We start from the raw sequence: 23,081 nt of genomic DNA on the forward strand, positions 1-23,081 counted from the left end.
GAAAATCTGGTTATGATCGAACCGGTGAGAATCCTCTTTTCGAGCCTCGGCTCGCACGGACACACCTACCCGTTGCTCCCCCTGGCGATCGCCGCGCGCGAGCACGGCCACGACGTCGCCTTCGCCACCACCGGCTTCGCCGACGCCATCGGGCGGCTGGGCATCGAGTACCTCGAAGCCGGCATCGACATGCGCCAGGCGTTCGCCGCGGTGCTGGAGAAGCACGGCACGCCGCAGCAGGCGCAGGCGGAGCCGCAGCTACTCGCCGAGGTGTTCGGTTCCACCCTGCCCCGGCGGTTCCACGCCGACGTCGCGCCCGTCGTCGAGCGGTGGCGGCCCGACCTCGTCGTGCACGAGCTGGGCAACCCCGGCGCCGGACTGGCGGCCAAGGCCAAGGGCGTCCCCGCGCTGTGCCACGGGTTCGGCCGGATGTGGACCGCCGACGCGGCCCTGTTCGTGCTCGACTCGCTGCGCGAGTTCACCGCCGAGATCGGGGTCGAGATCCCCGACCGGGACCCGATGCTGCTGGGCAACCCGTACCTCGACATCTGCCCGCCGTCCGTGCAGGACCAGGCGTTCCTGGCCGCGAACCACACGATCCCGCTGCGCCCGGTGCCCTTCGCCGAGCCCGGCGAGCTGCCCGCGTGGGTGACCGCGCACGAGCAGCCGCTGCTCTACCTCACGCTGGGCACCGCGTTCGGCCACGCCGAAGTGCTGCGCAACGCGATCGCGGGGCTGGCGGCGGTGGAGGGCGCGCGAGTGCTGGTCGCGGCCGGGCCGACGGTCGAGGTGGACGCGCTGGGCGAGGTGCCCGACCACGTCACCGTGCTGCCGTGGGTGCCGCAGGCGGACCTGTTGCCGCACATCGACCTCGTCGTGCACCACGGCGGCAGCGGCACGACGCTGGGTGCGTTCGGCGCGGGCGTGCCGCAACTGGTGCTGCCGCAGGGCGCGGACCAGTTCAGCAACGCGGAAGCGGTCGTGGCACACGGCCTGGGCGCGCAACTGCTCGGCGACGAGGTGACAGCCGAGGCCGTGACTTCCCACGCCCGCAAGCTGCTGTCCGACACGGCCGTCGCGGACGCGACGAAGGCGATCGCCACCGAGGTCGCCGCGATGCCGTCACCGGCCGAGGTCGCCGCAACCCTGGCCGACCACGTCCGCTGAGCCCGACCACGCGGCTCTTGGGGTGCACGATCTTCGCCGCGTGAAGTGAGTCGACGTCGTAGTGCCCGGCAGGCTGCTGCGCTGACGGCGAACGGACCTGACAGCGCACGCCTCCCGGGCGCACGATGTAATCAAGTAATCCCGGGAGGTCTCGCCGTGGACGAAAGCCCGTTGGACGCCTACTCGCGGATCGTCGTGGCGGTCGCGCGGGATGTGACGCCGCATGTCGCCAGTGTGCGGATGGGGCGGGGCGCCGGATCGGCCGTGGTGTTCACCGATGACGGGTTCCTGCTGACCAACGCGCACGTCGTGGGTTCCGGGCGGGACGGCGTGGTGGTGTTCGCGGATGGCAGTGAGGCGCGTTTCGACGTGGTCGGCACGGATCCGTTGTCGGATCTGGCCGTGTTGAAGGCCCCGGACACCCCTTCGGCCGCGGTGTTCGGGGACGCGGACGCCTTGCGGGTGGGCCAGTTGGTCATCGCCGTGGGCAACCCGTTGGGCCTGGCGGGTTCGGTGACGGCGGGCGTGGTCAGCGCGCTGGGCCGGGCGGTGCCGGTGAGCACCGGGCGGGTCGGGCGGGTGATCGAGGACGTCATCCAGACCGACGCCGCCCTGAACCCGGGCAACTCCGGCGGCGCGCTGGCGAACTCCCACGGCGAGGTCGTCGGCATCAACACCGCGCTGGCCGGGATCGGCCTCGGCCTGGCGATCCCCATGAACAGCACGACCCAACGCATCCTGTCCACGCTGATGGTCGAGGGCCGGGTGCGGCGGGCGTACCTGGGGGTCGTGGGCGTGCCCGCGCCCCTGCCCGACCCGGTGGCCGAGCGCACGGGCCAGAAGGCGGGTGTGCGCCTGGTGCAGGTGGTCCGCGGCGGCCCGGCCGACCGGGCGGGACTGCACGACGGCGACCTGGTCCTGAGCGTGGCCCGCACTCGGGTCAAGGACGCGCAGGGCATCCAGAAGCAGCTGTTCGCGGAGGCGATCGGCCTGCCGTTGCAGGTCACCGTCCTGCGCAACGGCGCGATGGTGGACGTGATCGCCACGCCCACCGAGCTCACCGCTTAGATCACCAGGTCGGTCAGCAGCACCAGGACCAGGCCGGTCACCGAGATCACCGTCTCCATCAGCGACCACGTCTTCACGTTCTGCCCCACCGTGAGCCCGAAGTAGCCCTTGACCAGCCAGAACCCGGCGTCGTTGACGTGCGAGAAGAACAGCGAGCCCGCGCCGATCGCCAGCACCAGCAGCGAGGTCTCCCCCGGGTCCAGCGTGGTCACCAGCGGCGCGAGGATGCCGGACGCGGTCACGGTCGCGACCGTCGCCGAGCCGGTGGCCAGGCGGATCAGCACGGCCACCAGCCACGCCAGCAGCAGGACCGACAGGCCGCTGCCGGCCACCCAGTCGGCGATGAGCTTGCCGATGCCGGTGTCGATCAACGTCTGCTTGAACCCGCCGCCGGCGGCCACGATGAGCAGGATGCCCGCGATCGGCGGCAGGCCCGACTCGACCGACTTGCCGACCTCGCGCACCGACATCCGCGCGCCCCGGCCCAGCGTCAGCATCGAGACCACGACCGCGATCAGCAGCGCGATGACCGGCGTGCCGAGGAAGTCCAGCACCGACCGGACCGGGTTGCCCTTCTCCGCCACGATGTCGGCCAGCGCCTTGCCCATCATCAGCACGACCGGCAGCAGGACGGTGGCCAGCGTGACGCCGAAGGTCGGCTTGGGCCGGTCGTCGCGTTCGTCGGCCTCGAACAGTTCCGGCGCGGGCACGTCGACCCAGCGGGCGGCGTAGCGGGCGAACAGCGGGCCGGCGATGGCGACCGTCGGCAGGGCGATCAGGACGCCCAGGCCCAGCGTGATGCCCAGGTCGGCCTTGAGGGCGTTCACCGCGACCAGCGGACCGGGGTGCGGGGGCACCAGGCCGTGCATCACCGACAGGCCGGCCAGGGCGGGGATGCCCAGGCGCATCAACGACATCCCGGACCGGCGCGAGATCAGCAGGACCACCGGCATGATCAGCACCAGGCCGATCTCGAAGAACATCGGCAGGCCGATCAGCGCGCCCACCGCGGCCATCGCCCACGGCAGGGCGCGGCGCGACGACCGGCTGATGATCTTGTCCACGATCGCGTCCGCGCCGCCGGTGTCGGCCAGCAGCTTGCCGATCATGGCGCCGAGGGCGATCAGCGTGCCGACGCCCGCGGCGGTGTCGCCGAAACCCTTGCCGAAGCTCGCCACGGCCTGGTCCAGCGGCAGCCCGGCGATGAGCGCGACGACCAGCGAGGAGATCGTCAGCCCGAGGAACGGGTTGAGCTTGAACCGGGTGATCAGCACGACGAGCAGCGCGATCCCGACCAGGGCGGCGGGCAGCAGGCGCCCGGCGGCCAGGGTCTGCGCCACCTGGGCCTGGGCGAGCTGGGCGTGGTCGGCGATGGCGTGGACGGCCAGGGTGTGGACGGCCAGGGTCTCCACGGCGGGGGTCATGTGGGCAGTCCTTCCGCGACGGCGAGGCAGGAGGTGACCAGCGCCTCGACCGGCTGGTCGAGGTCGAGCACGACGCCGGGCTCGTCGGCGTCGAGCGGTTCGAGGGCGGCGAACTGGGAGGCGACCAGGCTCACCGGCATGAAGTGGCCCGGCCGGGACGCGACGCGGGCGCGCACGACGTCCGGGTCGCCCGCGAGGTGCACGAACACCGCAGGGGCGGCGGCGCGCAGCCGGTCGCGGAACACCCGTTTGAGCGCCGAGCAGGTGACCACGCCCCCGTCGGCGTGGTCGGCGAGCCACGCGGCGATCGCGACCAGCCACGGTGCCCGGTCGGCGTCGTCCAGGGGCGTGCCGGCGGCCATCTTGGCGATGTTCGCGGGCGGGTGGAAGTCGTCCGCGTCGGCGAACGGCACGCCCAGGCGGCGGGCGAGCGCGGCGCCCAGGGTCGTCTTGCCCGAGCCCGACACACCCATGACCACGATCGGCTGTGACACGCGGCCTCCCTTCCTCGGTGCCGCACAGCCTGGACCATTAATCAGGTTTTTACAACGCGGGAACCCGCAATGATCTGTTCTTTATCGTTCAGGTGAGCCTGACGAGCGCAATCGTGAGAGGATTCCGCGTCGTGGCGACCACCAAGCCGGGCCTGCACCAGACCGTCCTGGACGACCTGGGACGGCTGATCACCTCCGGCGCCATCGCGTCCGGGGACGTGCTGCGCATCGACGAGTTGGCCGAGCGCAACGGCGTGTCCCGGCCGGTGATCCGTGAGGTGGTGCGGGTGCTGGAGTCGATGGGGGTGCTCACCACGCGCCGGCGGGTCGGGGTGACGGTGGCCGAGCGGGCGGCGTGGAACGTGTTCGACCCCCGGATCATCCGGTGGCGGCTGGACGGCTCGGACCGCGAGGCCCAGCTGGAGTCGCTGGGCGAGCTGCGCGGCGGGGTCGAGCCGGTCGCGGCGGCCTTGGCGGCGGCCCGCGCGACGCCCGAGCAGTGCGGCGACCTGACCCGGGCGGTGATGGACATGGCCGTGCACGGCAAGGCGGGCAACCTGGAGGCCTACCTGGAGGCGGACCTCCTGTTCCACCGGACGCTGCTGGCCGCGTCGGGCAACGAGATGCTGGCCGCGCTGACCGACGTGGTGTCCGAGGTCCTCATCGGCCGCACCCACCACGGCCTCATGCCGGCCCGCCCGAACCCCGCCGCGATCCGCCTGCACGCCGACGTGGCGCAGGCCGTGCAGTCCGGCGACCCGGCCGCTGCCGAACAGGCCATGCGCGACATCATCACCGAGGCCTCCGACGCCCTGCGCGGCGCCTGACCGACGGCCTGGCCGGACACCCTGAGGCTGAGGCGCTGTTCGGTGCGGGGCTGGAGGGCTTCGCGGGCGTAACGGCGCAGGTGAGCCGCGCGACCCTGCGGTATGCGCATTATGTTCGCCACCACGGCGAACATCGGTCACTTCGGACCGATGACGCCGTTCGCCCACGCCTGCGCCGCCGCCGGGCACGAGGTCCGGGTCGCCGCACCCGCCTCGTTCGCCGAGCAGGTGGCCCGCGCGGGACTGGTGCACGTGCCGTTCGGCGAGCCCGCCCCCGGCGAGCGCGCCCCCATCTTCGCGAAGCTGCCCGGCCTGTCGCGCGAGGAGGCGAACCGGGTCGTCATCCGGGACGTGTTCGCCGGCCTCGACGCCCGTGCCGCGCTGCCTGGCATGGAGGCTGCCGTCGAGGAGTTCCGGCCGGAGCTCCTCGTGCGGGAGATGGCCGAGTTCTCCTCGTACGCGGTCGCGAGCCGGTGGGGTGTGCCGCTCGTGGAGGTGGCGATCGGGTTGGCGGAGGTGAGCGTCCAGGCGGCCGGGATGCTGGACGACGCCCTGTCGCGCCTGGGCTGCACCGACGACGGTCTGCTGACCTCGCCGCTGGTGTCGGTGGTGCCGCCGTCCCTGGAATCCGCGCCCACCGACCGGCCGGTGCACCGGTTCAGCTACCCGATGCCGTCCGCCACTGCCCCGCCGCCGGACATCCCGGGAGACGGCCCCTTGGTCTACGCGAGCTTCGGCACGGTCGCCGCCGTGCTGCCGACGTTCGCCGGCGCGTACCGGACCCTGGTGGACGCGCTGACCACCCGGTCGGTGCGGGCACTGGTCACGGTAGGGCAGGCCGGTGACACCTCACTGTCCACTGTGGATCATGTGCGGGTCGAGCGTTTCGTGCCCCAGCAGGACGTCATGCCCCACGCCGCCGCCGCGGTGGTCCACGGCGGTTTCGGCACCACCATGACGGCCCTGGCAGCGGGGGTGCCCATCGTTGCGGCACCGCTGTTCTCGATGGACCAGTTCCTCAACGCCGAGGCCGTGGCCCGCTCAGGCGCAGGCCTCGCGGTGGACTCGGTGGCCGACATCGGCCCCGCCCTGGACAAGGTCCTGGCCACCCCGTCCTACACCACCGCCGCCCGCCGCCTGGCCGACGAGATGGCCACCCTGCCCCCGGTGCCGGACAGCGTGCAGGTGTTCACTCGAACGGCCCGGTGACACCGAGCGCCCCACGGTTCCGCCGGGTAGCCGGTCGACCACTTCTCGTTGACGCGTAACGACTTCCCCCACGCAGGCCGATGGACAGACCAAAGCGGACCGGGAAGGGGGCCGCAATGAGACTGCGCCCCAGGTTGACGACAGCGCTCCTCACCCTCACCCTGCCGGCGGCGGCACTGGTCGCCGTGCCGGCGGTCCACGCGGCGGTCCTGCCACCCAACTTCAGCGATCAAGTGGTGTTCAGCGGCCTGACCAACCCCACCGCGGTCCGGTTCGCCAACGACGGCCGGGTGTTCGTGGCGCAGAAGAACGGTGTCGTGAAGGTCTTCGACAACCTCAGCGACCCCACGCCGACCACGTTCGCCGACCTGTCCGCGAGCGTCCACGACTTCTGGGACCGGGGCATGCTGGGCCTGGAGCTGCACCCGAGCTTCCCCGCCACCCCGTACGTCTACGCCCTGTACGCCTACGACGCCCGCATCGGCGGCACCGCCCCGACCTGGGGTGACGCCTGCCCGACGCCACCGGGGCCGACCACGGACGGCTGCCTGGTATCCGGCCGGCTGTCCCGGCTGACCGCCAGCGGCAACACCGCCGTGAGCGAGCAGGTACTGATCAACGACTGGTGCCAGCAGTACCCGAGCCACTCCGTCGGCACGCTGCTGTTCGGCCGCGACGGCGCGCTGTACGTCACCGGCGGCGACGGGGCGAGCTTCAACAACGTCGACTACGGCCAGTACGGCAACTTCTACGCGGGCAACCAGGCCAACCCGTGTGGCGACCCGCCCGGCGGCGTCGGCACCACCCTCACTTCACCGAGTGCCCAAGGCGGCGCGTTGCGCAGCCAGAGCGTGCGCCGCACGCCCGTGACGCTGGATGGCGCGGTGCTGCGGATCGACCCCACGACCGGGCAGGGCCTGCCGGACAACCCGTTCGCGTCCTCATCCGACCCGAACGCGCGCCGGATCCTCGGCTACGGCCTGCGCAACCCGTTCCGCATGACGCAACGGCCGGGTACGGATGAGCTGTGGATCGGCGATGTCGGCTGGGGCGTTTGGGAAGAGGTCAACCGGTTCGTCCCTGGTGCGGCGAGGAACTTCGGCTGGCCGTGCTACGAGGGTGCTGCGCGGCAGGGAGGCTATGAGGGTGCGGGCTTGACGATGTGCTCCACCCTGTACAACACGGCCGGTTCGGTCACCGCGCCGTACTACGCCTACAACCACAACGCGTGCGTTGTGAACTACACCGGCTGCCGGACGGGCGGTTCGTCCATCACCGGCCTCGCGTTCTACAACGGCGGCTCGTACCCGTCGGCGTACAACGGTGCGTTGTTCTTCGGCGACCACAGCCGCAACGAGATCTGGGCGATGATGCCCGGCACGAACGGCCTGCCCGACCCGGCCGTGCGGCAGTGCCTGGTGTGCGCGGACGCGAGTGGCGCGGGTGCCGGGCACCCGGTGGACCTGGAGATCGGGCCTGGCGGTGACCTGTTCTACGTCAACATGGACAACGGAACCATCCACCGGATCGTCTACACGGCGGCGAACCAGGCTCCGACTGCACGGATCTCGGCCAGTCCGACTAGTGGTGACGCGCCGCTGACGGTCAACTTCAGTGGGACGGCGTCTACCGATCCTGAGGGTGGTGCACTGGCCTACAGCTGGGACTTGGACGGTAATGGTACGTACGGCGATGCGACCGGAGGGACGGCGTCTCGGACGTATACGGTGGCCGGTACGTATACGCCTTCGTTGAGGGTCACCGATCCTCAGGGGGCTACGGGGACGGCGTCGGTCACTGTCACAGTGGGCAATACTCCGCCGAATCCGGTTGTCGACGCTCCTTCGGGCGGCTTGCGCTGGAAGGTCGGGGACGTGATCCAGTTCTCCGGCCGGGCGAGTGATACGCAGGACGGGTCCGTGCCGGCGTCTGGGTTGAGTTGGACGCTGTTGGTGGACCACTGCTTCACGACTACGGACTGCCACGAGCACGTGGTGCAGACGTTCAACGGTGTCGCGAGTGGACAGTTCACCGCGCCGGATCACCAGTACCCGGCGTCGTTGAGGTTGAGGCTGACCGCGACGGATTCACAAGGGCTGAGCAACTCGACGACGGTGAGGTTGGAACCGCAGACCGTGCAGTTGACGTTCAAGACGAACCCGGGTGGGTTGCGGCTGTCTGGGTTGGGGTTCAACGAATCGACTCGGTCGACGCCGTTCACGGTGACGGTCATCGTGGGGTCGGCCAACTCGGTGAGTGCTCCGGAGACTCAGGTGGTGAACCGGTCTACTTATACGTTCGTGTCTTGGTCTGATGGTGGGGCCAAGGAGCACACCATCACCGCTCCTTCTCTCAACACCACTTACACCGCTACTTACCGCAAGCGGTGAGTGCGCTTCGCGCTCTCAAGCTGAACGCGCTGGCGCGCTCTCAAGATCAAAAGATTAAAAGCGGCGCTCGCCGCGCGGCAGGCCCCCGGGGGTGGAAGGGCGTCGGTTCCTTCCCCCGTACGGCCTGCCGGAGGCAACCACGCTTCGACCCTCTTCGCAACCGGTGAAGCGTGGTTGCAAAGAGGGTCGAAGCGTGGTTGGGCTGCGCCCAGGCCGTACGGGGGAAGAAACCGAGGCCCTTCCTGTGGCTGGGAGCCCTGCCTTGCGCCTTCGGCGCGAAGAGCGGCGGGTGGGCGGTGGGTTAGAGGGTTAGGCTCCAGGTGTCGATGGTGCCGGTGTCGTAGCGGGCTACGTCCTGGACTCGCAGCGACCAGGTGCCGTTGCGGGTTTCCGAGGACAGGTTGGTCGTGTACGTGGCGTCGACGTTGTCCGCGCTGTCGCTGCCGCTGGAGTTCTTCAGGCGGTAGGCGGTGCCGTCCGGGGCCACCAGGTCGATGACCAGGTCACCGCGCCAGGTGTGCTTGATGTGCACCTCGACCTTCGAGGTGGTGGAGGCGTTTCCGACGCAGCCGGACACCGTGATGGTGCTGGTGACGGCCGAGCCGGCGTCCGGGATGGACACGTCGGTGCCGTTGGTCAGGGTGGCGCAGCCTGCTGCGCCTACCGTCCAGGTGAACGTGGTGCTGCCCGAGCCGCCTGCTGATGCCGTGGCGGTCGCGGTGACCGTGTAGGTGCCGGCGGTGGTGGCGGTGCCGGTGATCTGGCCGGTGGAGGAGGAGATGCTCAGGCCGGTCGGGAGGCCGGTTGCGGACCACGTGTACGGGGCTGTGCCGCCGGATGCCGTGAGTTGGAGGTTCGCCGTGCCGCCTACGGCGGTGGTCTGGTTGCCGGGGTTGGTCACCGAGACGCCCGGGGTGCCGCCGTTGACGCGGAGCAGGCGGTTCGGGGTGTTGGCGCCCGGGTTGGTGACCTTGTTCGGGGTGGTCTGCGCCAGGATCGCGCTGTGGACCTCAGCCGGGGTCTTGGTCGGGTTGTTCGCCAGGTACAGGGCGACCACGCCGGCCACGTGCGGGGAGGCCATCGACGTGCCGCTCATCGTCGCCGAGCCCGAGTTGTTCGAGTGGGACGCGGAGACGATGTTGGAGCCGGGGGCGAAGAGGTCCGTGCAGGTGCCGTAGCTGGAGAACGAGGACCGGGCGTCGGTGTTGGTGGTGGAGCCGACGTTGATGGTCTCGGTGACGCGCTGCGGCGAGTACTTGCAGGAGTCGTCGTTGAAGTTGCCGGCCGCGACGACGTAGGACACGCCCTTGGCGATCGAGGCGCGCACGGCGTCGTCGAGCACGCGGCTGGGCTCGTTCGCGGTGCCGGTGTAGAGGCTCATGTTGGCCACGGACGGGAACACCGCGTTCGCGGTCACCCAGTCGACGCCGGCCGCCTCGGTGGACACCGAGCCGCCGCCCTGGCAGTTGAGCACGCGCACGGCCTTGAGGTTGACCTTCTTGGCCAGGCCGTAGGTCGTGCCGCCGACGGTGCCGGCGACGTGCGTGCCGTGGCCGTGGCAGTCCTTGCCGTTCTGGCCGTCGCTGAACGCGTCGAAGCCGAAGCTCGCCCGGCCGCCGAAGTCGCCGTGGTTGTAGTTGATGCCGGTGTCGATGACGTACGCGGTGACGTTGGACGCCTCGGTGCCGTAGCTGTACTTCTGGTTCAGCGGCAGGTCCGCCTGGTCGACGCGGTCCAGGCCCCACGACGGCGGGTTGAGCTGGTCGGCCAGCACCTGGACGGTGCGGTCCTGCTCCACGTAGGACACGGCCGGGTCGGCGGCCAGGCGCTTGGCCTGCCGGGCCGACAGGGTGACCGAGAAGCCCTTCATGGCGGCGCGGTAGGTGAAGCCGACCTTGCCGCCGTAGCGGCCGGTGAGTTCGGCGACCTTGCCGCCGACGTCGGACTGCGCGAGCCCGTTGTCCTTGAGCACGACGATGTAGCTGTCCGCGACCGCGTTCGGCGCGCTCTCGGCGACGATCGGGCCTTCCGGCGCGGCGGTGGCCGTGCCGGGCAGGACGAACGCGGCGGCGACCGCGGTGGTGACCGCCAGTCCCAGGCCGAGTGTTCGTCCGGGCAGGGTGGGTTGACGCATCAGCGCTCCTCGCATGCAGGGCGCCCGGAACGAGCCAGCCCTCGATGGCCCTTCGTGTCCCGGGCGGTGGAGGTGTGTCCTGGTCGGACGTGCCGAGTATTTGCGGCGGCTGGAGGGCCGGACAAGAGACTTTCGTACGGTTTGCGGTCAGCCGGAGGGCGTGGTCTTGGTGGGGCGTACGCCGGGCTCGTCGGCGATGCCGATGGTGACGGAGGTGAACGACCAGACCGTGCCGGCCGGCAGTCCTTCCCACTCCTGGGTGCCGATCATCCGTTCGCCGAGGAACCGGCCGGTCGCGGGATCGATGACGATCTCCCGCACCTGCGGCCCGGCCCCGGCCCGCAGCGCGATGCCGATCCGGCCGTCCAGGTCGGCCGCGCGGTCGGAGACGGTCAGGTCGGGGAGTTTCGCGAGGGCCTGGTAGAGCGCTGCCCGCAGGTCTTCGGGGACCCAGGCGGTGGCGAGCACGTCGGCGGCGACGGCCATCGGTCCGCCGGGCAGGTCGCCCGCAGCCTCGACCAGTTGGCGGTGCAGCTCGACCGGGTCGCGGGTCAGCCGGGTGAGGAAGGCCTCGGTGGGGTGCCGCCAACTGCCGGCGACGTCCGCGCACGGCCCGCTCTCGCCCAGTTGGGGGATGAAGTCGCCGCACGGGGCCCGGTGTTCGGTGGTGCGGGGTTCTTCGAGGTGGATACCGGCGGCCCGAGCGTCGGCTTCGGTGCCCTCGACCCACTGGCGCTTCCCGGTGACGGTGTGGCGGGACAGCCACTCGGCCCGCCAGTCCTGCGGACGCCAGGTCTCGGAGATGCCTTCGTAGAGGTGGCGGAACCTCCGGTCGCCGCGGTCGTCGACGGCGAGCGCCCAGTCCCGGGTCCGGGTGTAGCGGTACTGACCGGGAAGCAGGACGGGATCACCGGCACCGACCACGCTCTCCGCCGCCCGGTTCAACACTTCGGCCGCCGTGGCCTCAGGCGGAGCACTCACCGCCCCCACGACCACACCGGCGACCGCGATCAGAACCACCCCGGCCGCAACCGCCACCCACCGGCGACCACCCGACCAACGCCCAGCCGAACCACCCGGGCGACCCGCCGAACCGCCCGAGTGAGCCGCCGAACTGCTCCGCGAGCCACGGGCCGCCGATTGTCGGTCTCCCGTGGGAGAATGGAGACGGGGGCCGGAGGCCACGCCTTCCGCACCAGCCACGCCGGCGGCACTAGCGGAACCAGCCACGCCGGTCGCACCAGGTGAGTCTGAACCCAGTGCCACCGCCAGCACCCTCGCGCGCCCCGCCGCGAAAGCTTCCTCGCTCATCGGCGCCGGATCCGCCAACACCCCGCGCACACCCTCGTCCAGCCAGTCCCGCTCACCCATTGCGCTCCCCCTCCACGATCTCCAACCCCCGCAGCCGGGTCCGCGCCCGGTGCAGTCGGGTCCGCACGGTCGCCACCGGCACCCCGCGCACCTCCGCGATCTCGGTCGGTGTCAAGTCCGCCCACGCCACCAGCAGCAGCACGTCCCGCTCCTCCACCCGCAGCGCAGCGATGGCCGTCGCCAGCCGCGCGCTCAGCGCCCCCGCGTCGGTCCGCGAAGCCACCACGGCGCTCACGTCCTCCCCGACAGCGACCCCGTGCCGTGCCCACGCCCGCAGTCGCCGTTCCTCCGACCGGGCGTGTCGGCGCAGCAGGTTGGTCGCCACGCCGTACAGCCAGGCGCGGGCGCCCGCGCGCGTCGGGTCGAAGGTGTGACGCTGCTCCCACAGCACCAGGAAGGCCTCGGCCACCAGGTCGTCGGCCACCGTCGCCCCGGCCCGGCGGGACAGGTACGCGTGCAGTGGCCGGGCGTGCTGGTCGTACAGTTCGGCCAGGTCATCGGGTGTGTCCAAGCGTTCGGTCACCGGACTCCCACGTTGCGCCGCCAAGGCGCTCTCGGTTCGCACGCCCCTTCTTGCCCGCAACCCTGGCGGGCGTTCCCGCGCGCGTCGAATCGCCGCCCACTAGGCTCCGCGCATGGCGAGGTACTTCGACGTGCACCCGGTCAACCCGCAGCGCAGGTCCATCGACCAGGCGGTCGAGCTGATCCGGTCCGGCGGGCTGATCGCCTACCCCACGGACTCCTGCTACGCGCTGGGCTGCCAGCTGGGCAACAAGGACGGCCTGGACCGCATCCGCCAGATCCGCCACCTCGACGACCGGCACCACTTCACCCTGATGTGCCGCGATTTCGCCCAACTGGGCCAGTTCGTGCACGTCGACAACGCGGTGTTCCGCGCGATCAAGTCCGCGACCCCGGGCAGCTACACCTTCATCCTCCCGGCGACCCGCGAAGTGCCGCGCCGCCTGCTGCACCCGAAGAAGAAGACCGTCGGCGCGCGCATCCCCGACCACCCGGTCGCGCAGGCGCTGCTGGAGCAGCTGGGCGAGCCGATGCTGTCCAGCACGCTGCTGCTGCCCGGCCAGGAGGAGCCGCCGGTGCAGGGCTGGGAGATCAAGGACCTGCTGGACAACGCGGTGGACGCGGTCCTGGACTCGGGCGAGTGCGGCACCGAGCCGACCACCGTCGTGGACTTCTCCGGCGGTGAGCCGGAGGTCGTGCGGCGCGGCGCGGGTGATCCGGGCCGGTTCGAGTAGGTCAGTCGGGGACGCCGGCGGCCAGCGAGATCCACAGCATGACCGGCACGCTGTAGAGGACCGTGCACGCGAACGCGGTCAGCGCCCGATCAGCAAGGCGACCATCAGCAGGAACCCGGGTACCGCGAAGGGAACGAGTCGCAGCGGCCCCGGCGAAGTGCGCACGTCCAAGGGAAAACCCCCCTCCGTCACCCCGAGCATCGGCGGCGGAGGGGTTCCCGTTAGCACTACGGCGCCAGGCCCAGCCCGAAGAAGTGCATGTCGGCGTTGACCGGCAGGGTCACCGTGTCCACGCTCTTCGCCGCGTTGGTGGCGACCGAGTGGGCGAAAACGGTGTAGCGGTAAGCGGTGTCGCCGTAACCGCTCTGGCGGTTGCGGCCGACGACCGTCGCCACCGCCGTGGCACCGCCCGCCGCCGGTTGCGTCCAGTTCGGGAACGCGATGGTGCCGCGCGCGGTGGTGCCGTCGGTGTAGCGGACGACCAGGTCGCCGCTGGGCAACGTCCCGATGCCCGATCCGAGCACCACGACCCTGCTCCCCTTGCCGGACAACCGGATCACCTGTCCGGCCCCGCGCGCGTTGTTCCGCACGCCGACCCCGGTGGGCCAGGTGATCGACGCGCCCAACGCGGTGACCGACGCGCCGGGAGCCAGGCCGGCGGCGGTCAGCTTGTCGGCGGAGAAGCTGTTGCCCTCGCCGTCGAAGTTGCCGGGGGTGGTGTTGTTCTCGTAGGTGGTGCCGACGTTGTCGAACGCCGCCGCCAGGTTGGGCAGCGGGGAAGTGCCGCCACCGCCGGGCATGTCGGTCTCGGCGGAGTCCAGCCCGGGTCGCGGGCGGGACCAGTCGCCGCGGGTGAAGTCCGGCACCGCCACCGCCGCGCCGCCGGTGTCCAGGGACAGCACGCTCAACGGGATCGGCGCGCACCAGGCCGCCGAGTCGTAGACGTCGATGTCGGGCACCAGCCCGGAGCGCATGAGCTGCACCGTGCGCCACTGCATGATGCCGTCCATGCCGCCGTGGCCGCCGACCCCGTTGGGGAACTTGCGCCACAGCCAATGCTTGTACTGCTCGCGGAACGTCCCGAAGTCGCGCCACGAGTGGTCGGCGTGGCTGGGCTCGAAGTACACGCGCGCGCCGGATGTGGTGCCGGCGTAGTCCTCGAAGAGGCCGCGGGTGCCCGCGATGCTGTTGATGCGGCTGTACGGGCGGGGTGTGCTGACGTCGTGGGCGGTGCGGATGTCGTAGCCCTTGGACGTCTTGATGTGGCACGTGACCAGGTCGCCGTTGACGTAGGTCTCGTTCCACGACGGGTGCGTGCGCGGCACGAACCGCTCGCGGTAGTCGGCCAGGCCGCGCGCCGGGGTGGCCGTCGCGCTGACCGTGGTGAACCGGTCGCCGCGGTTGATGTCCATCGCGGCGGCCACCGGGGCCAGGCCGTGCATGTGGTAGAAGCTGGCCTTGCTGCGGGTGTGCCACAGCCTGCGCCACGAGTCGGTGTAGTACGTGTCGCTGAACAGCAGCGCCCGCAGGTCGTGCAGGTAGCCGCCGTGGCCGTTGGTGACCGTGCCGAAGGCACCGGAGTGCGACATCCGCAGCATGGCCAGCTCGTTGTTGCCGTAGCAGCAGTTCTCGGCGAGCATCAGGTGCTTGCGGGTGCGTTCGGAGGTGTCGACCAGGCTCCACAGCTCCGAGAGCTCGGTGGCGATGGGCAGTTCCACCGACGCGTGCTTGCCCGCGAGCATCGCGTCCCGGCCCTGCGCGTAGTGGAACTCCCACGGCGTGGCGATGTAGACCAGGTCGACGTCGGTGCGGGCCAGCAGTTGTTTGTAGGAGTCGACCGAGCCGCCGATGACCGCCGGCCGGGGACGGCCCTCGGCGACCAGCCGGTCGGCGGTGCTCTGCGCCCGGCTGGTGCGGATGTCGCACACCGCCGTGACCACCGCGCCGGGCACGGAGGCCCAGCCGGAAGCCATTGCGCCGCCCCGGTTCCCGAGGCCGATCAGGCCGATCCGGACGGTGGTGTGCGCGGGGAACGGGACGTCGATCATGGTGGTCTGACCGGGCGGCCGGGGCGGGTCGTCGGCGGCGGTGGCGGTGCCGCTGCCCAACGCGACCACACCGGTCGCCAGGGCGCCGCCGAACAGGGACCGCCGCGTGATGTCGGCCATGAAGGCTCCTTGTGTCGCAGGGGTTATTTGACGGCGCCGAGCGTCATCCCTTCGACGATGCGCCGTCCGAGCCAGACGTAGAGCGCGAGCATGGGCAGGACGAGGATGCAGACGCCGGCGAACAGAGCGCCGTAGTCGGCTCCGGAGTACTGCTGGGTCTGCATGAACCCCAGCAGCGCCAGGGGAAGCGTTTGCAGTTCGGTGTCCTGGATGAACACCAGGGCGATGAACGTCTCGTTCCACAGGCCGATGGCGTTGAGGATCAACGCCGTGATCAACCCGCCCCGGGCCAGCGGCAACGAGATCTGCACGAACGTGCGCAGCGGCCCGGCGCCGTCGATCGCGGCGGCCTCCTCGACCTCCTCGGGCAGGGACCCGAAGAACGCGGTCAGCAGGAACACCGTGAACGGCAGCGACAGCGCCACGTACAGCACGAACAAGCCCGTCAACGAGTTGACCAGGCCGATGTTCTCCAGCATCACGAACAGCGGGATCACGATGACCTGCACCGGGATGCCGATGCCCAGCGCGAAGAACAACGCCATCGCCCCGGAGATCCGCGTGCCGGAGCGGGCCAGGGCGTAGGCGGCGGGCGCGGAGATCGCCACCAGCACCACGGCCGACCCGGCGACCAGCACCACCGTGTTCAGCGCCGCCGCCCCGAACCCGCTGTCCGACCAGGCCTTGGCGAAGTTGCCGAACTGGCCGAACGTCGACAGCGACCAGGGCTGCGAGAAGATCGCGGTGTGCTCGCGCAGCGCGGCCACGCCCATCCACGCCAGCACGCCGACGTTGAAGACCGCCAGCAGCCACACCAGGCCGACGCCGCCCCGGTAGAGCGGTCCGTGACCGTGTCTAGAACTGGATTTGCGCACGGCGCATCACCCTCCGCAGCAGCACGACCAGGACACCGACCACGAGCAGCATCACCACCGCCGAGGCGGAGGCGTACCCGAACTGGTACTGCGGGTTGCGCCCGCCGAACGTGCTGCCGTAGATGAACAGCGCGCTGTTCCACACCTCGACCGTCGGCATGTCGTTGGTGGTGCCGCCGAAGGCGTAGATGAACTCGAAGATCTTCAACGACGAGATCGTCCAGATCACGGCGGCGGTGGCCACCACGTCCCAGGTGAGCGGCAGCGTGATGTGCCGGAACCGTTGCCACGCCGTGGCTCCGGCCAGCGCGGAGTCCTCGTACAGGTCGGCGGGGATGCGGTCGACGCCGGCCATGATGATCGTGGTGAAGAACCCGGTGTTGACCCAGATCAGGCCGATGCAGATCACCGTGAACAGGTTGTCGCCCAACCAGTTCGGCGTGGCGCCGGTGACCCCGGACCACAGCGTGGTGAGCAGGCCTTCGGGCGAGCGGAACAGGAAGCCCCACAGCACCGACAGCACCACCGGCGAGACGATGTAGGGGAAGAACAGCACCGCCCGTACGAACTTGCGGCCCCGCATCTCGCGCAGCACCATCGTCAGCGCGAACGACACCGCGAACGTCGCCAGGCCCACCACGACCAGGATCAGCATGGTGTTGGCGAACGAGTCCAGGAAGGTCGAGTCGTCCAGCAGGATCTCGTAGTTCTGCACCCCGCGCGGTTCGAGCGCGCCGACGCCGTCCCACCGGTGGAAGCTGATCCACACCGACGCCAGCACCGGTCCCACGAAGAAGACCAGGTACAGCGCCAGGGCGGGCGCGACGAAGGGCCAGAACAGCGCTCGGCGGCGGCGGGCCAGCGGCGTGAGCGGCGCGGCGGACGCCTTGGTCCGCCGCGCCCGACGCCCGGCGACCGCGGTCGCGGACGCAACCGCCATCAGCCGTTCTTCTTCCAGTAGTTCGCCTGCTTCTCGGCCAGCTGGGACAGGAACCCGTCGACGTCGGTCTTGCCCTTGATGAGCTGGTCGTTGACCGGGTAGAAGGCCTCCTCGGCGTAGCCGGGGATCTCGTCGATGCCGTCGATGGGGCGCGACACCGGCAGCGTCTCCAGCGCGGCGCCCAGGCCCTTCAGGTCGTCGGGCACCGGCAGGGCCGGGTTGGGGGTGAGGTTCTTGGCCGTGGTCGAGATCTTCGACAGGTGGGCGTCCTTGAGGAAGTAGGCGATGAACTTCTCCGCCGCCGCGGCCTTCTTGGCGGGCTTGGGGATCGCGAACCCGAGGTTGGACACCGGCACGGTGGTCTTCGCGCCCGGCAGCGGGGCGAAGGTGAACTGGAAGCCCTGTGCGGCCTTCGGGCCGGTCTCGGACGGGGCCCACGAGCCCATCAGCAGGAAGTCCGCCTGGCGCTGCGCCCACTTCTCCTGCACGGCGGGCCACTTGGAGCCGTCGTAGCCGTCGATGAAGTACTTGTTGTCCACCAGGGCCTTGACCTTGGCCAGGGCGGCGCGCACCTCGGGGGTGTCCCAGGCCTTGCCGGTCTTGTCCTTGGCCAGCTCGTCGACCTTGCCCGCGCCCAGCGCGCCCTGGAGGACGCCGACGGTCCAGTAGGCGTTGTAGTAGGGGATGTCGGCGTCCAGCGCGATCGGCGCGCGCCCCTCACCCTTGGCCTTGGCGAACCGGGCGGCCAGCTCGTCCCACGTCTTCGGTGCGGCGCCGGGCAGCTTCGAGCCGTCGAACCACAGGCCGTTGCCGATGATCTCGTAGGGCACCAGGAACAGCTTGCCGTCCTTCTTGAGGGTGCCGGTGTACTTGTCGGCGACGACCTCGGAGACCTTCTTGCCCGAGCCGGGCACCTCGGCCGCGTAGACCGCGCTCAGGTCGCGGAACTGGTCGGAGGCGACCAGGTTCGCGCGCACGCCGGCCTCCTCCTGGTCGACCAGGTCCGGCACGTCGCCGCCGCGCAGCGCGGGCACGACCTTCTTCAGGACGTCCCGGCCCTGCCACTGGACGGTGACGTCGATGCCGGTCTCCTTCTCGAAGTCGGCGACCGCCTGCGCCAGGACCTGCGCCTGCGGCTCGTTCTCCTTCCACATCGACCAGTAGGTGAACGACTTGCCGTCGTCGCTTGCGGCGTTCCCCCCACCGCCACAGGCGGTCAGGGCCAGCGCGGCGGCCGTCAGAGCGGCGGCGGCGCGGAGTGGAGCAGCGGTCACGGGGCACTCCCTGAGGGGCTGTGTGGTGCACTGCACACCGAGGCGGCTGGTGAGCAATTGTGCACATACTTCCCCTCGTACGCGCAGCGGTCAACAGTCAGTTGTCACCGTTTGAGCACGGTTCTTGCTGCGACGGGCTGTTCGCGGTGCAAAATCATGCAGTATGTTCGTGGCTTGAGTGCAGAAATGCGCACTGTCTGGAGGAGAGCCCGTGAGCACCCACGTCGCTGTCGAGATCGCCACCCAACCGGACTGCTGGCACCGGGCGTCCACGCTGGCCAAGGAGGTCGCGCCGGTCCTGCCCCGACCGGGTGAGCGGGTGGCCGTCGTCGGCTGCGGCACCTCCTGGTTCATGGCGCAGTCCTACGCCTGGCTGCGCGAAGCCCGCGGTCACGGCTACACCGACGCCTTCGCCGCCTCCGAGTTCCCCGGCGCGCGCGACTACGACCGGGTCGTCGCCATCACCCGGTCGGGGACCACGTCGGAGGTGCTGGACCTGCTGGAGTCGGTCCCCGTGCCGACCCTGGCCCTGACCGCCGACGGCGGCACCCCCGTCGTGGACGCCTCCGACGACGTCGTCGTGCTCGACTTCGCCGACGAGGTGTCGGTCGTGCAGACCCGGTTCGCGACCAGCGCCCTGGCCCTGCTGCGCACGTCCCTGGGCGAGGACCTGGGTCCGGCCATCGCCGACTGCTCGGCGGCCCTGGACGTCGTGCTGCCGCCGGAGTGGACGGACGCCGCGCAGTTCACCTTCCTGGGCCGGGGCTGGACGGTCGGCCTGGCCCACGAGGCGGCGCTGAAGATGCGCGAGGCGGCGGGCGCGTGGACCGAGTCGTACCCGGCGATGGACTACCGCCACGGGCCGATCAGCATCACCGCGCCCGGCCGGCTGGCCTGGGTGTTCGGCCCGGCCCCGGAAGGGCTGGCGGGGGACGTGGCGGCGACCGGCGGGACGTTCGTGACCAACGCGCTGGACCCGATGGCCACCCTCGTGGTGGCGCAGCGGTTGGCGGTGCACATCGCGGAGGCCGCCGGGCTCAACCCGGACCAGCCGCGGCACCTGACCCGGTCGGTGATCCTGTCCTAGACGTGCGCCGGAGTCGGCCCGGGTTCCCGGTGGCCGACGCCGGCGTGGCGGCTGAGGAGCCCCGGGGTGCGCCGCACCGCCGACGGCGCACCCCGCACTCTTAAGCCGGCCATGTCACGTTCCCCGTTGCGGTCACAGGTAGGACGTTAGGCCGTTCAGGCGAAGATGGCCACGTGAGGCCGGGTGAAACCGGATCGTGTCACAGCGTGCGCAGGTCCAGGGCGTGCCAGGTCAGGCGGGTGTTGTCGCCGGTCGACCACCACACGAACGAGCCGCGCGCCAGGACCGTGCCGAAGCCCGTCGCCAGGTCGGCGGTCCGGTCGCCCACGGCGTCGTAGAGCGCCAGCACGCCCCGGCCGTCGTCCACCACGACCGCGAACCGGTCCAGCAGCACGACATCCGCGACCGCCGAACGCACCTCGCGCCCACCCACGCGCCGCCGCGACGACCCGTCGGGGCGCATGAGGTCCAGGCGGGCCGTCCCGCTCTGCCGCAGCACCTGCACCCGGCACCACGCCGGCGTGCAGTCCACCAGTTCGACGCCCTCGCCGCGCACGGTCGTCACCTCGCCGGTCCGCAGGTCGGCCAGCCGCGACGACCCCGCCGCCTCGACCTCGGCCGCCGTCGCCCAGGGCCACGCCGTCAGCGCGTACCTGCCCCGCAGGACGACCGTGCCGATCGGCCCGCCCGCCAACGCGACCGTGCGGACCTCGGTGTCCTCGCCGACCACCGCGGCCCAGCTCGCGCGGCCGTCGTGGACGACCAGGTCGTACTGGGACTCCAGCACCACCACCCGGCCGGTGTCGGCGGTGACCGGCGTGGGGGCTTCGCCGCGCGGGCCGGCACGCCACAGCGCGCCCGTGCCGGTCACGTCGGACAGTTCCAGCCACACCAGGGCCTCCGGCGCGGCGGTGAGGACGAAGCGGGGTGAGTCGGAGGCGGGGAGTTCGCGGATGACCCGGTCGCCGATCACCATCCGCACGGTGTCGCCCGCGTTGGTGACACTCACCGGGGTGTCCAGGTCCAGGTACGCGAGCGGTGTGTGCAGGCCGCTGGTGCTGGAGGCGGTCCGCGCGCCCGGCCACGCCTCGCCGAGCGCGAGCGGGATCGTGGAGGCGGGCGCGCGGACCGGTTCCGGCAGGGCGACGAGGACGACCGCCGCCAGAACGACCAGGACGAGACCGACCACCGTGCAGTCCGCCGGCAACCGGGAGGACAGCCGCACGGCGGGGGTGGGCTCGCGCGTGGCCACTTGCCCGGTCATCGGGGCACCGCCGGCGAGGAGGCGTCGGGCTGGAGCAGGGTCGGGGTGCCGGTGCCGTCCGCCGGGACCGACCACACCGCCTTGTCCCGCCCGTAGGCCACGGTCCGGTCGTCCAGCCACTGCGGTTGGTCGTCCAGATGGGCCGGGTCGGCCAGCGGCACGTCCGCGCCCGACGCCAGGTCCAGCACGTGCAGCCGCCAGGTGTCCCCGGTCCGGAACTTGTAGGCGATCCGCGTCCCGTCCGGCGACAGCGAGGGGCACTCCACGTTGCGCCGCACCGACTCCAGCGTCCGCGTCCGCATGTCGCCGCGCACCAGCCACGCCGAGTCCCCGGTCCGCACGGTCGCGTAGAAGGTCACGTCGTCGCGCGCGAACGTCACACCCCAGTAGTTGACGTCGTCGGCCGCATGGGGCCGCCCCTCCAGCACCAGCGAGAAGTCCTCCAGGGACCCGTAGTGGTTGCCGGAAGCCAAGTCGTAGATGCCCGCGGTGGTGGAGAACGTCCCGACGCCGCCCAGGTACGAGTCACCCGCCCGGAACACCGTCCACGCCACCAACCGGCCGCTGGGCGACACGCGCGCCCGCGACGGCGTCCCCCACTCGGTCAGCCGCAGCCGCTCCCCCGCCGCGTCGGACACGACGACCTCGGCCTGGTCCGGCAGCGCGGTGGCCCGCAGGCACACCAGGGTGCCCGCCGCGACGTCCACCCGGTGGCACGCCGGCCCCACCCGGTCCCCCTGCCGCACCCGGCCCGACCCGTCCACGTGCATCGGGCCACCACGCAGGTCCAGCGCCGACGAGGACACAGCAGCACCGCCCGACCGCATCCCGACGAACACCGCCCCACCCGCCAGCGTCACCGCCACCAGCCCGACCCCGACCCACGTCCGCCGCGCGATCACGACCGCACCGCCCCGCCGACCAGGACCGCCACCAGCAACGCCACCGCCAGCACCGCGAACGCGGGCGACAACGCCAACCCGGTCGCGACAACGCCGAAAACAACCGCTCCACAGGCACGAGCCAACGCCTGTCCAGTTTGGACAATCGCCAACCCGGTCGCACGCAGGGCCTCCGGCACCAAAGGCGCGGCATGAGCCATCAACACCCCGTCAGTGCACGCGTAGAACACGCCGTGCGCCAACAGAACCACACCCGCGACAGCCCACCCGCTCAACGCCAGCGCCAACACCACGTAAGCCACCAGCAGCACGACGTGCCCGAGCAGGAACACCCGCCACCGCCCGAGCCGGTCCGCCAACCGCCCCACGGGCGTGGCCAAGGCCATGAACGACAACGCCGTCACCAACGGCAGCAACGGCAACGCGCCCGAAGGCAACCCGGCGGTCTGCTGCACCCCGACGAACAGGAACATGTCCCCCACCGTGCACAGCCCGAGCAAGGCCGCGGCCAGGCACGTCCGCCGCAACCCGCGTCCCCGCAACAACATCAACCCCGCACGCAGCCCGACCCGGGTTCGGGGCGCGGTCCCGGCGGGCTGCCGCACGAACACCGCCAACACCACCACGGCCACCACGCCCAGGCAGAAGCTGACCGCGAACACGGACGTGTAGTCGCCGACCAGCAACGTCAACAGCCCGAACGCGACCAGCGGCCCGAGCAGCGCGCCGGCGGTGTCCAACGCCCGGTGCACGCCGAACGCCCGCCCCAGCCCTTCGGCGGGCGTGGCGAGCGTGATCATGGCGTCCCGTGGCGCGGTACGCACGCCCTTCCCGGCCCGGTCGACGCCGATCAGACCGCCGATCAGCGGCAGCGACGAACCTGCCAGCGGGAAGCCGAGCTTGGTGACGGCCGAGAGCCCGTACCCGGCCAGCGCCACGGCTTTCGGGCGGCCGAGCCGGTCGGCCAGGTGGCCACCGGCCAGGCGCAGCAACGCCGTCGCGCCGGTGTAGAGGCCGTCGATCGCGCCGAGGTGCAGGTAGCCGACGCCGAGGCCGTAGACGAGGTAGAGCGGCAGGACCGCGGTGACCATCTCCGCGGACATGTCGGTGATCAGGCTGACCACGCCCAGTCCGACGACGGTCGCGGGCACGGCGTGGCGGGACCGGCCCCCGGGCCGGCCGGTGTCCGCGGAGCGGGTGGTGGAGACGTACATGCCAAGGCCTTCCGTGG

General features: G+C 71.2%; 18 protein-coding genes and 1 pseudogene. 7 read left to right on the forward strand and 12 right to left on the reverse strand.

The window, feature by feature from the left end; all coding sequences use genetic code 11:
* Positions 1 to 24 precede the first annotated feature (24 nt).
* Complete coding sequence (locus WBN91_RS19925; RefSeq protein ID WP_337726999.1) at positions 25 to 1,167, forward strand: glycosyltransferase; 1,143 nt, start codon at positions 25 to 27, stop codon at positions 1,165 to 1,167.
* A gap of 156 nt (positions 1,168 to 1,323) precedes the next feature.
* Entirely contained in the window at positions 1,324 to 2,235 is a 912-nt protein-coding gene (locus tag WBN91_RS19930; RefSeq protein WP_337726998.1) for a S1C family serine protease, read from the forward strand.
* Here WBN91_RS19930 and WBN91_RS19935 read toward each other — a convergent pair.
* Positions 2,232 to 3,659 carry a GntP family permease gene (locus WBN91_RS19935; protein WP_337726997.1) on the reverse strand — a complete coding sequence of 476 codons (1,428 nt, stop codon included), beginning with the start codon at positions 3,657 to 3,659 and terminating at the stop codon, positions 2,232 to 2,234. The two genes, WBN91_RS19930 and WBN91_RS19935, sit on opposite strands and share 4 nt — an antisense overlap.
* Entirely contained in the window at positions 3,656 to 4,153 is a 498-nt protein-coding gene (locus WBN91_RS19940; RefSeq protein ID WP_337726996.1) for a gluconokinase, read from the reverse strand. Before WBN91_RS19940 ends, WBN91_RS19935 begins: the two co-directional genes overlap by 4 nt.
* A 113-nt stretch (positions 4,154 to 4,266) precedes the next feature.
* On the opposite strand from WBN91_RS19940, the gene WBN91_RS19945 reads away from it, so the two are divergent.
* The 3 genes from WBN91_RS19945 (at position 4,267) to WBN91_RS19955 (ending at position 8,579) form a co-directional block, all read left to right on the forward strand.
* Complete coding sequence (locus WBN91_RS19945; protein ID WP_337726995.1) at positions 4,267 to 4,980, forward strand: FadR/GntR family transcriptional regulator; 714 nt, start codon at positions 4,267 to 4,269, stop codon at positions 4,978 to 4,980.
* A 150-nt stretch (positions 4,981 to 5,130) separates the two neighbouring features.
* Positions 5,131 to 6,189 (forward strand): glycosyltransferase, encoded by a 1,059-nt coding sequence (locus WBN91_RS19950; protein WP_337729393.1) that lies wholly within the window; start codon positions 5,131 to 5,133, stop codon positions 6,187 to 6,189.
* 116 nt (positions 6,190 to 6,305) lie between these two features.
* On the forward strand, positions 6,306 to 8,579 hold the full coding sequence (locus tag WBN91_RS19955) for a PQQ-dependent sugar dehydrogenase (RefSeq protein WP_337726993.1): 2,274 nt from the start codon (positions 6,306 to 6,308) through the stop codon (positions 8,577 to 8,579).
* Positions 8,580 to 8,880: 301 nt separating this feature from the next.
* On the opposite strand, the gene WBN91_RS19960 is transcribed toward WBN91_RS19955, so the two are convergent.
* The 3 genes from WBN91_RS19960 to WBN91_RS19970 all read right to left on the reverse strand — a co-directional run bounded on the left by WBN91_RS19960 (position 8,881) and on the right by WBN91_RS19970 (position 12,607).
* Positions 8,881 to 10,713 carry a S8 family peptidase gene (locus WBN91_RS19960; RefSeq protein WP_337726991.1) on the reverse strand — a complete coding sequence of 611 codons (1,833 nt, stop codon included), beginning with the start codon at positions 10,711 to 10,713 and terminating at the stop codon, positions 8,881 to 8,883.
* Positions 10,714 to 10,860: 147 nt separating this feature from the next.
* Positions 10,861 to 12,084 (reverse strand): CU044_5270 family protein, encoded by a 1,224-nt coding sequence (locus tag WBN91_RS19965; RefSeq protein WP_337729394.1) that lies wholly within the window; start codon positions 12,082 to 12,084, stop codon positions 10,861 to 10,863.
* Positions 12,077 to 12,607: an RNA polymerase sigma factor gene (locus WBN91_RS19970; RefSeq protein WP_337726990.1), complete on the reverse strand. Its 531-nt coding sequence runs from the start codon at positions 12,605 to 12,607 to the stop codon at positions 12,077 to 12,079. The genes WBN91_RS19965 and WBN91_RS19970 overlap by 8 nt, the downstream gene beginning before the upstream one ends.
* A 112-nt stretch (positions 12,608 to 12,719) precedes the next feature.
* On the opposite strand from WBN91_RS19970, the gene WBN91_RS19975 reads away from it, so the two are divergent.
* Entirely contained in the window at positions 12,720 to 13,340 is a 621-nt protein-coding gene (locus WBN91_RS19975) for an L-threonylcarbamoyladenylate synthase (protein WP_337726989.1), read from the forward strand.
* A gap of 812 nt (positions 13,341 to 14,152) precedes the next feature.
* Here WBN91_RS19975 and WBN91_RS19980 read toward each other — a convergent pair.
* From WBN91_RS19980 to WBN91_RS19995, 4 genes and pseudogenes are all read right to left on the reverse strand, one after another.
* A pseudogene (locus WBN91_RS19980) lies at positions 14,153 to 15,508 on the reverse strand (Gfo/Idh/MocA family protein); the annotation flags it as partial.
* A 23-nt stretch (positions 15,509 to 15,531) separates the two neighbouring features.
* Positions 15,532 to 16,383 carry a carbohydrate ABC transporter permease gene (locus WBN91_RS19985; RefSeq protein ID WP_337726987.1) on the reverse strand — a complete coding sequence of 284 codons (852 nt, stop codon included), beginning with the start codon at positions 16,381 to 16,383 and terminating at the stop codon, positions 15,532 to 15,534.
* A complete protein-coding gene (locus WBN91_RS19990) occupies positions 16,364 to 17,323 on the reverse strand; it encodes a carbohydrate ABC transporter permease (RefSeq protein WP_337726986.1) in 960 nt (319 codons plus the stop codon). Before WBN91_RS19990 ends, WBN91_RS19985 begins: the two co-directional genes overlap by 20 nt.
* Positions 17,323 to 18,597 carry an ABC transporter substrate-binding protein gene (locus tag WBN91_RS19995; protein ID WP_337726985.1) on the reverse strand — a complete coding sequence of 425 codons (1,275 nt, stop codon included), beginning with the start codon at positions 18,595 to 18,597 and terminating at the stop codon, positions 17,323 to 17,325. Before WBN91_RS19995 ends, WBN91_RS19990 begins: the two co-directional genes overlap by 1 nt.
* A gap of 211 nt (positions 18,598 to 18,808) precedes the next feature.
* On the opposite strand from WBN91_RS19995, the gene WBN91_RS20000 reads away from it, so the two are divergent.
* Positions 18,809 to 19,684, forward strand: a complete 876-nt coding sequence (locus WBN91_RS20000) for an SIS domain-containing protein (protein ID WP_337726984.1) — start codon at positions 18,809 to 18,811, stop codon at positions 19,682 to 19,684.
* A 199-nt stretch (positions 19,685 to 19,883) separates the two neighbouring features.
* Here WBN91_RS20000 and WBN91_RS20005 read toward each other — a convergent pair whose 3' ends face one another.
* Genes WBN91_RS20005 through WBN91_RS20015 form a run of 3 tightly spaced genes read right to left on the reverse strand, consistent with a single transcriptional unit; the run spans position 19,884 to position 23,064 of the window.
* Positions 19,884 to 20,948: a hypothetical protein gene (locus WBN91_RS20005; protein WP_337726983.1), complete on the reverse strand. Its 1,065-nt coding sequence runs from the start codon at positions 20,946 to 20,948 to the stop codon at positions 19,884 to 19,886.
* Positions 20,945 to 21,850: a hypothetical protein gene (locus tag WBN91_RS20010; RefSeq protein ID WP_337726982.1), complete on the reverse strand. Its 906-nt coding sequence runs from the start codon at positions 21,848 to 21,850 to the stop codon at positions 20,945 to 20,947. Before WBN91_RS20010 ends, WBN91_RS20005 begins: the two co-directional genes overlap by 4 nt.
* A complete protein-coding gene (locus WBN91_RS20015) occupies positions 21,847 to 23,064 on the reverse strand; it encodes an MFS transporter (RefSeq protein ID WP_337726981.1) in 1,218 nt (405 codons plus the stop codon). The genes WBN91_RS20010 and WBN91_RS20015 overlap by 4 nt, the downstream gene beginning before the upstream one ends.
* Between the last annotated feature and the right edge of the window lie 17 nt (positions 23,065 to 23,081).

The organism is Saccharothrix sp. CCNWYY140 (genome assembly GCF_037401995.1).
In the GTDB taxonomy this organism is placed as follows: Bacteria; Actinomycetota; Actinomycetes; order Mycobacteriales; family Pseudonocardiaceae; genus Actinosynnema.

Bases quoted from the DNA above. Each gene is read 5' to 3' on its own strand.
- WBN91_RS19935 (WP_337726997.1), bottom strand. From the start codon at position 3,659: ATGACCCCCGCCGTGGAGACCCTGGCCGTCCACACCCTGGCCGTCCAC.
- WBN91_RS19950 (WP_337729393.1), top strand. From the start codon at position 5,131: ATGACGCCGTTCGCCCACGCCTGCGCCGCCGCCGGGCACGAGGTCCGG.
- WBN91_RS19955 (WP_337726993.1), top strand. From the start codon at position 6,306: ATGAGACTGCGCCCCAGGTTGACGACAGCGCTCCTCACCCTCACCCTG.
- WBN91_RS19960 (WP_337726991.1), bottom strand. From the start codon at position 10,713: ATGCGTCAACCCACCCTGCCCGGACGAACACTCGGCCTGGGACTGGCG.
- WBN91_RS19965 (WP_337729394.1), bottom strand. From the start codon at position 12,084: ATGGGTGAGCGGGACTGGCTGGACGAGGGTGTGCGCGGGGTGTTGGCG.
- WBN91_RS19975 (WP_337726989.1), top strand. From the start codon at position 12,720: ATGGCGAGGTACTTCGACGTGCACCCGGTCAACCCGCAGCGCAGGTCC.
- WBN91_RS19990 (WP_337726986.1), bottom strand. From the start codon at position 17,323: ATGGCGGTTGCGTCCGCGACCGCGGTCGCCGGGCGTCGGGCGCGGCGG.
- WBN91_RS20005 (WP_337726983.1), bottom strand. From the start codon at position 20,948: ATGACCGGGCAAGTGGCCACGCGCGAGCCCACCCCCGCCGTGCGGCTG.
- WBN91_RS20015 (WP_337726981.1), bottom strand. From the start codon at position 23,064: ATGTACGTCTCCACCACCCGCTCCGCGGACACCGGCCGGCCCGGGGGC.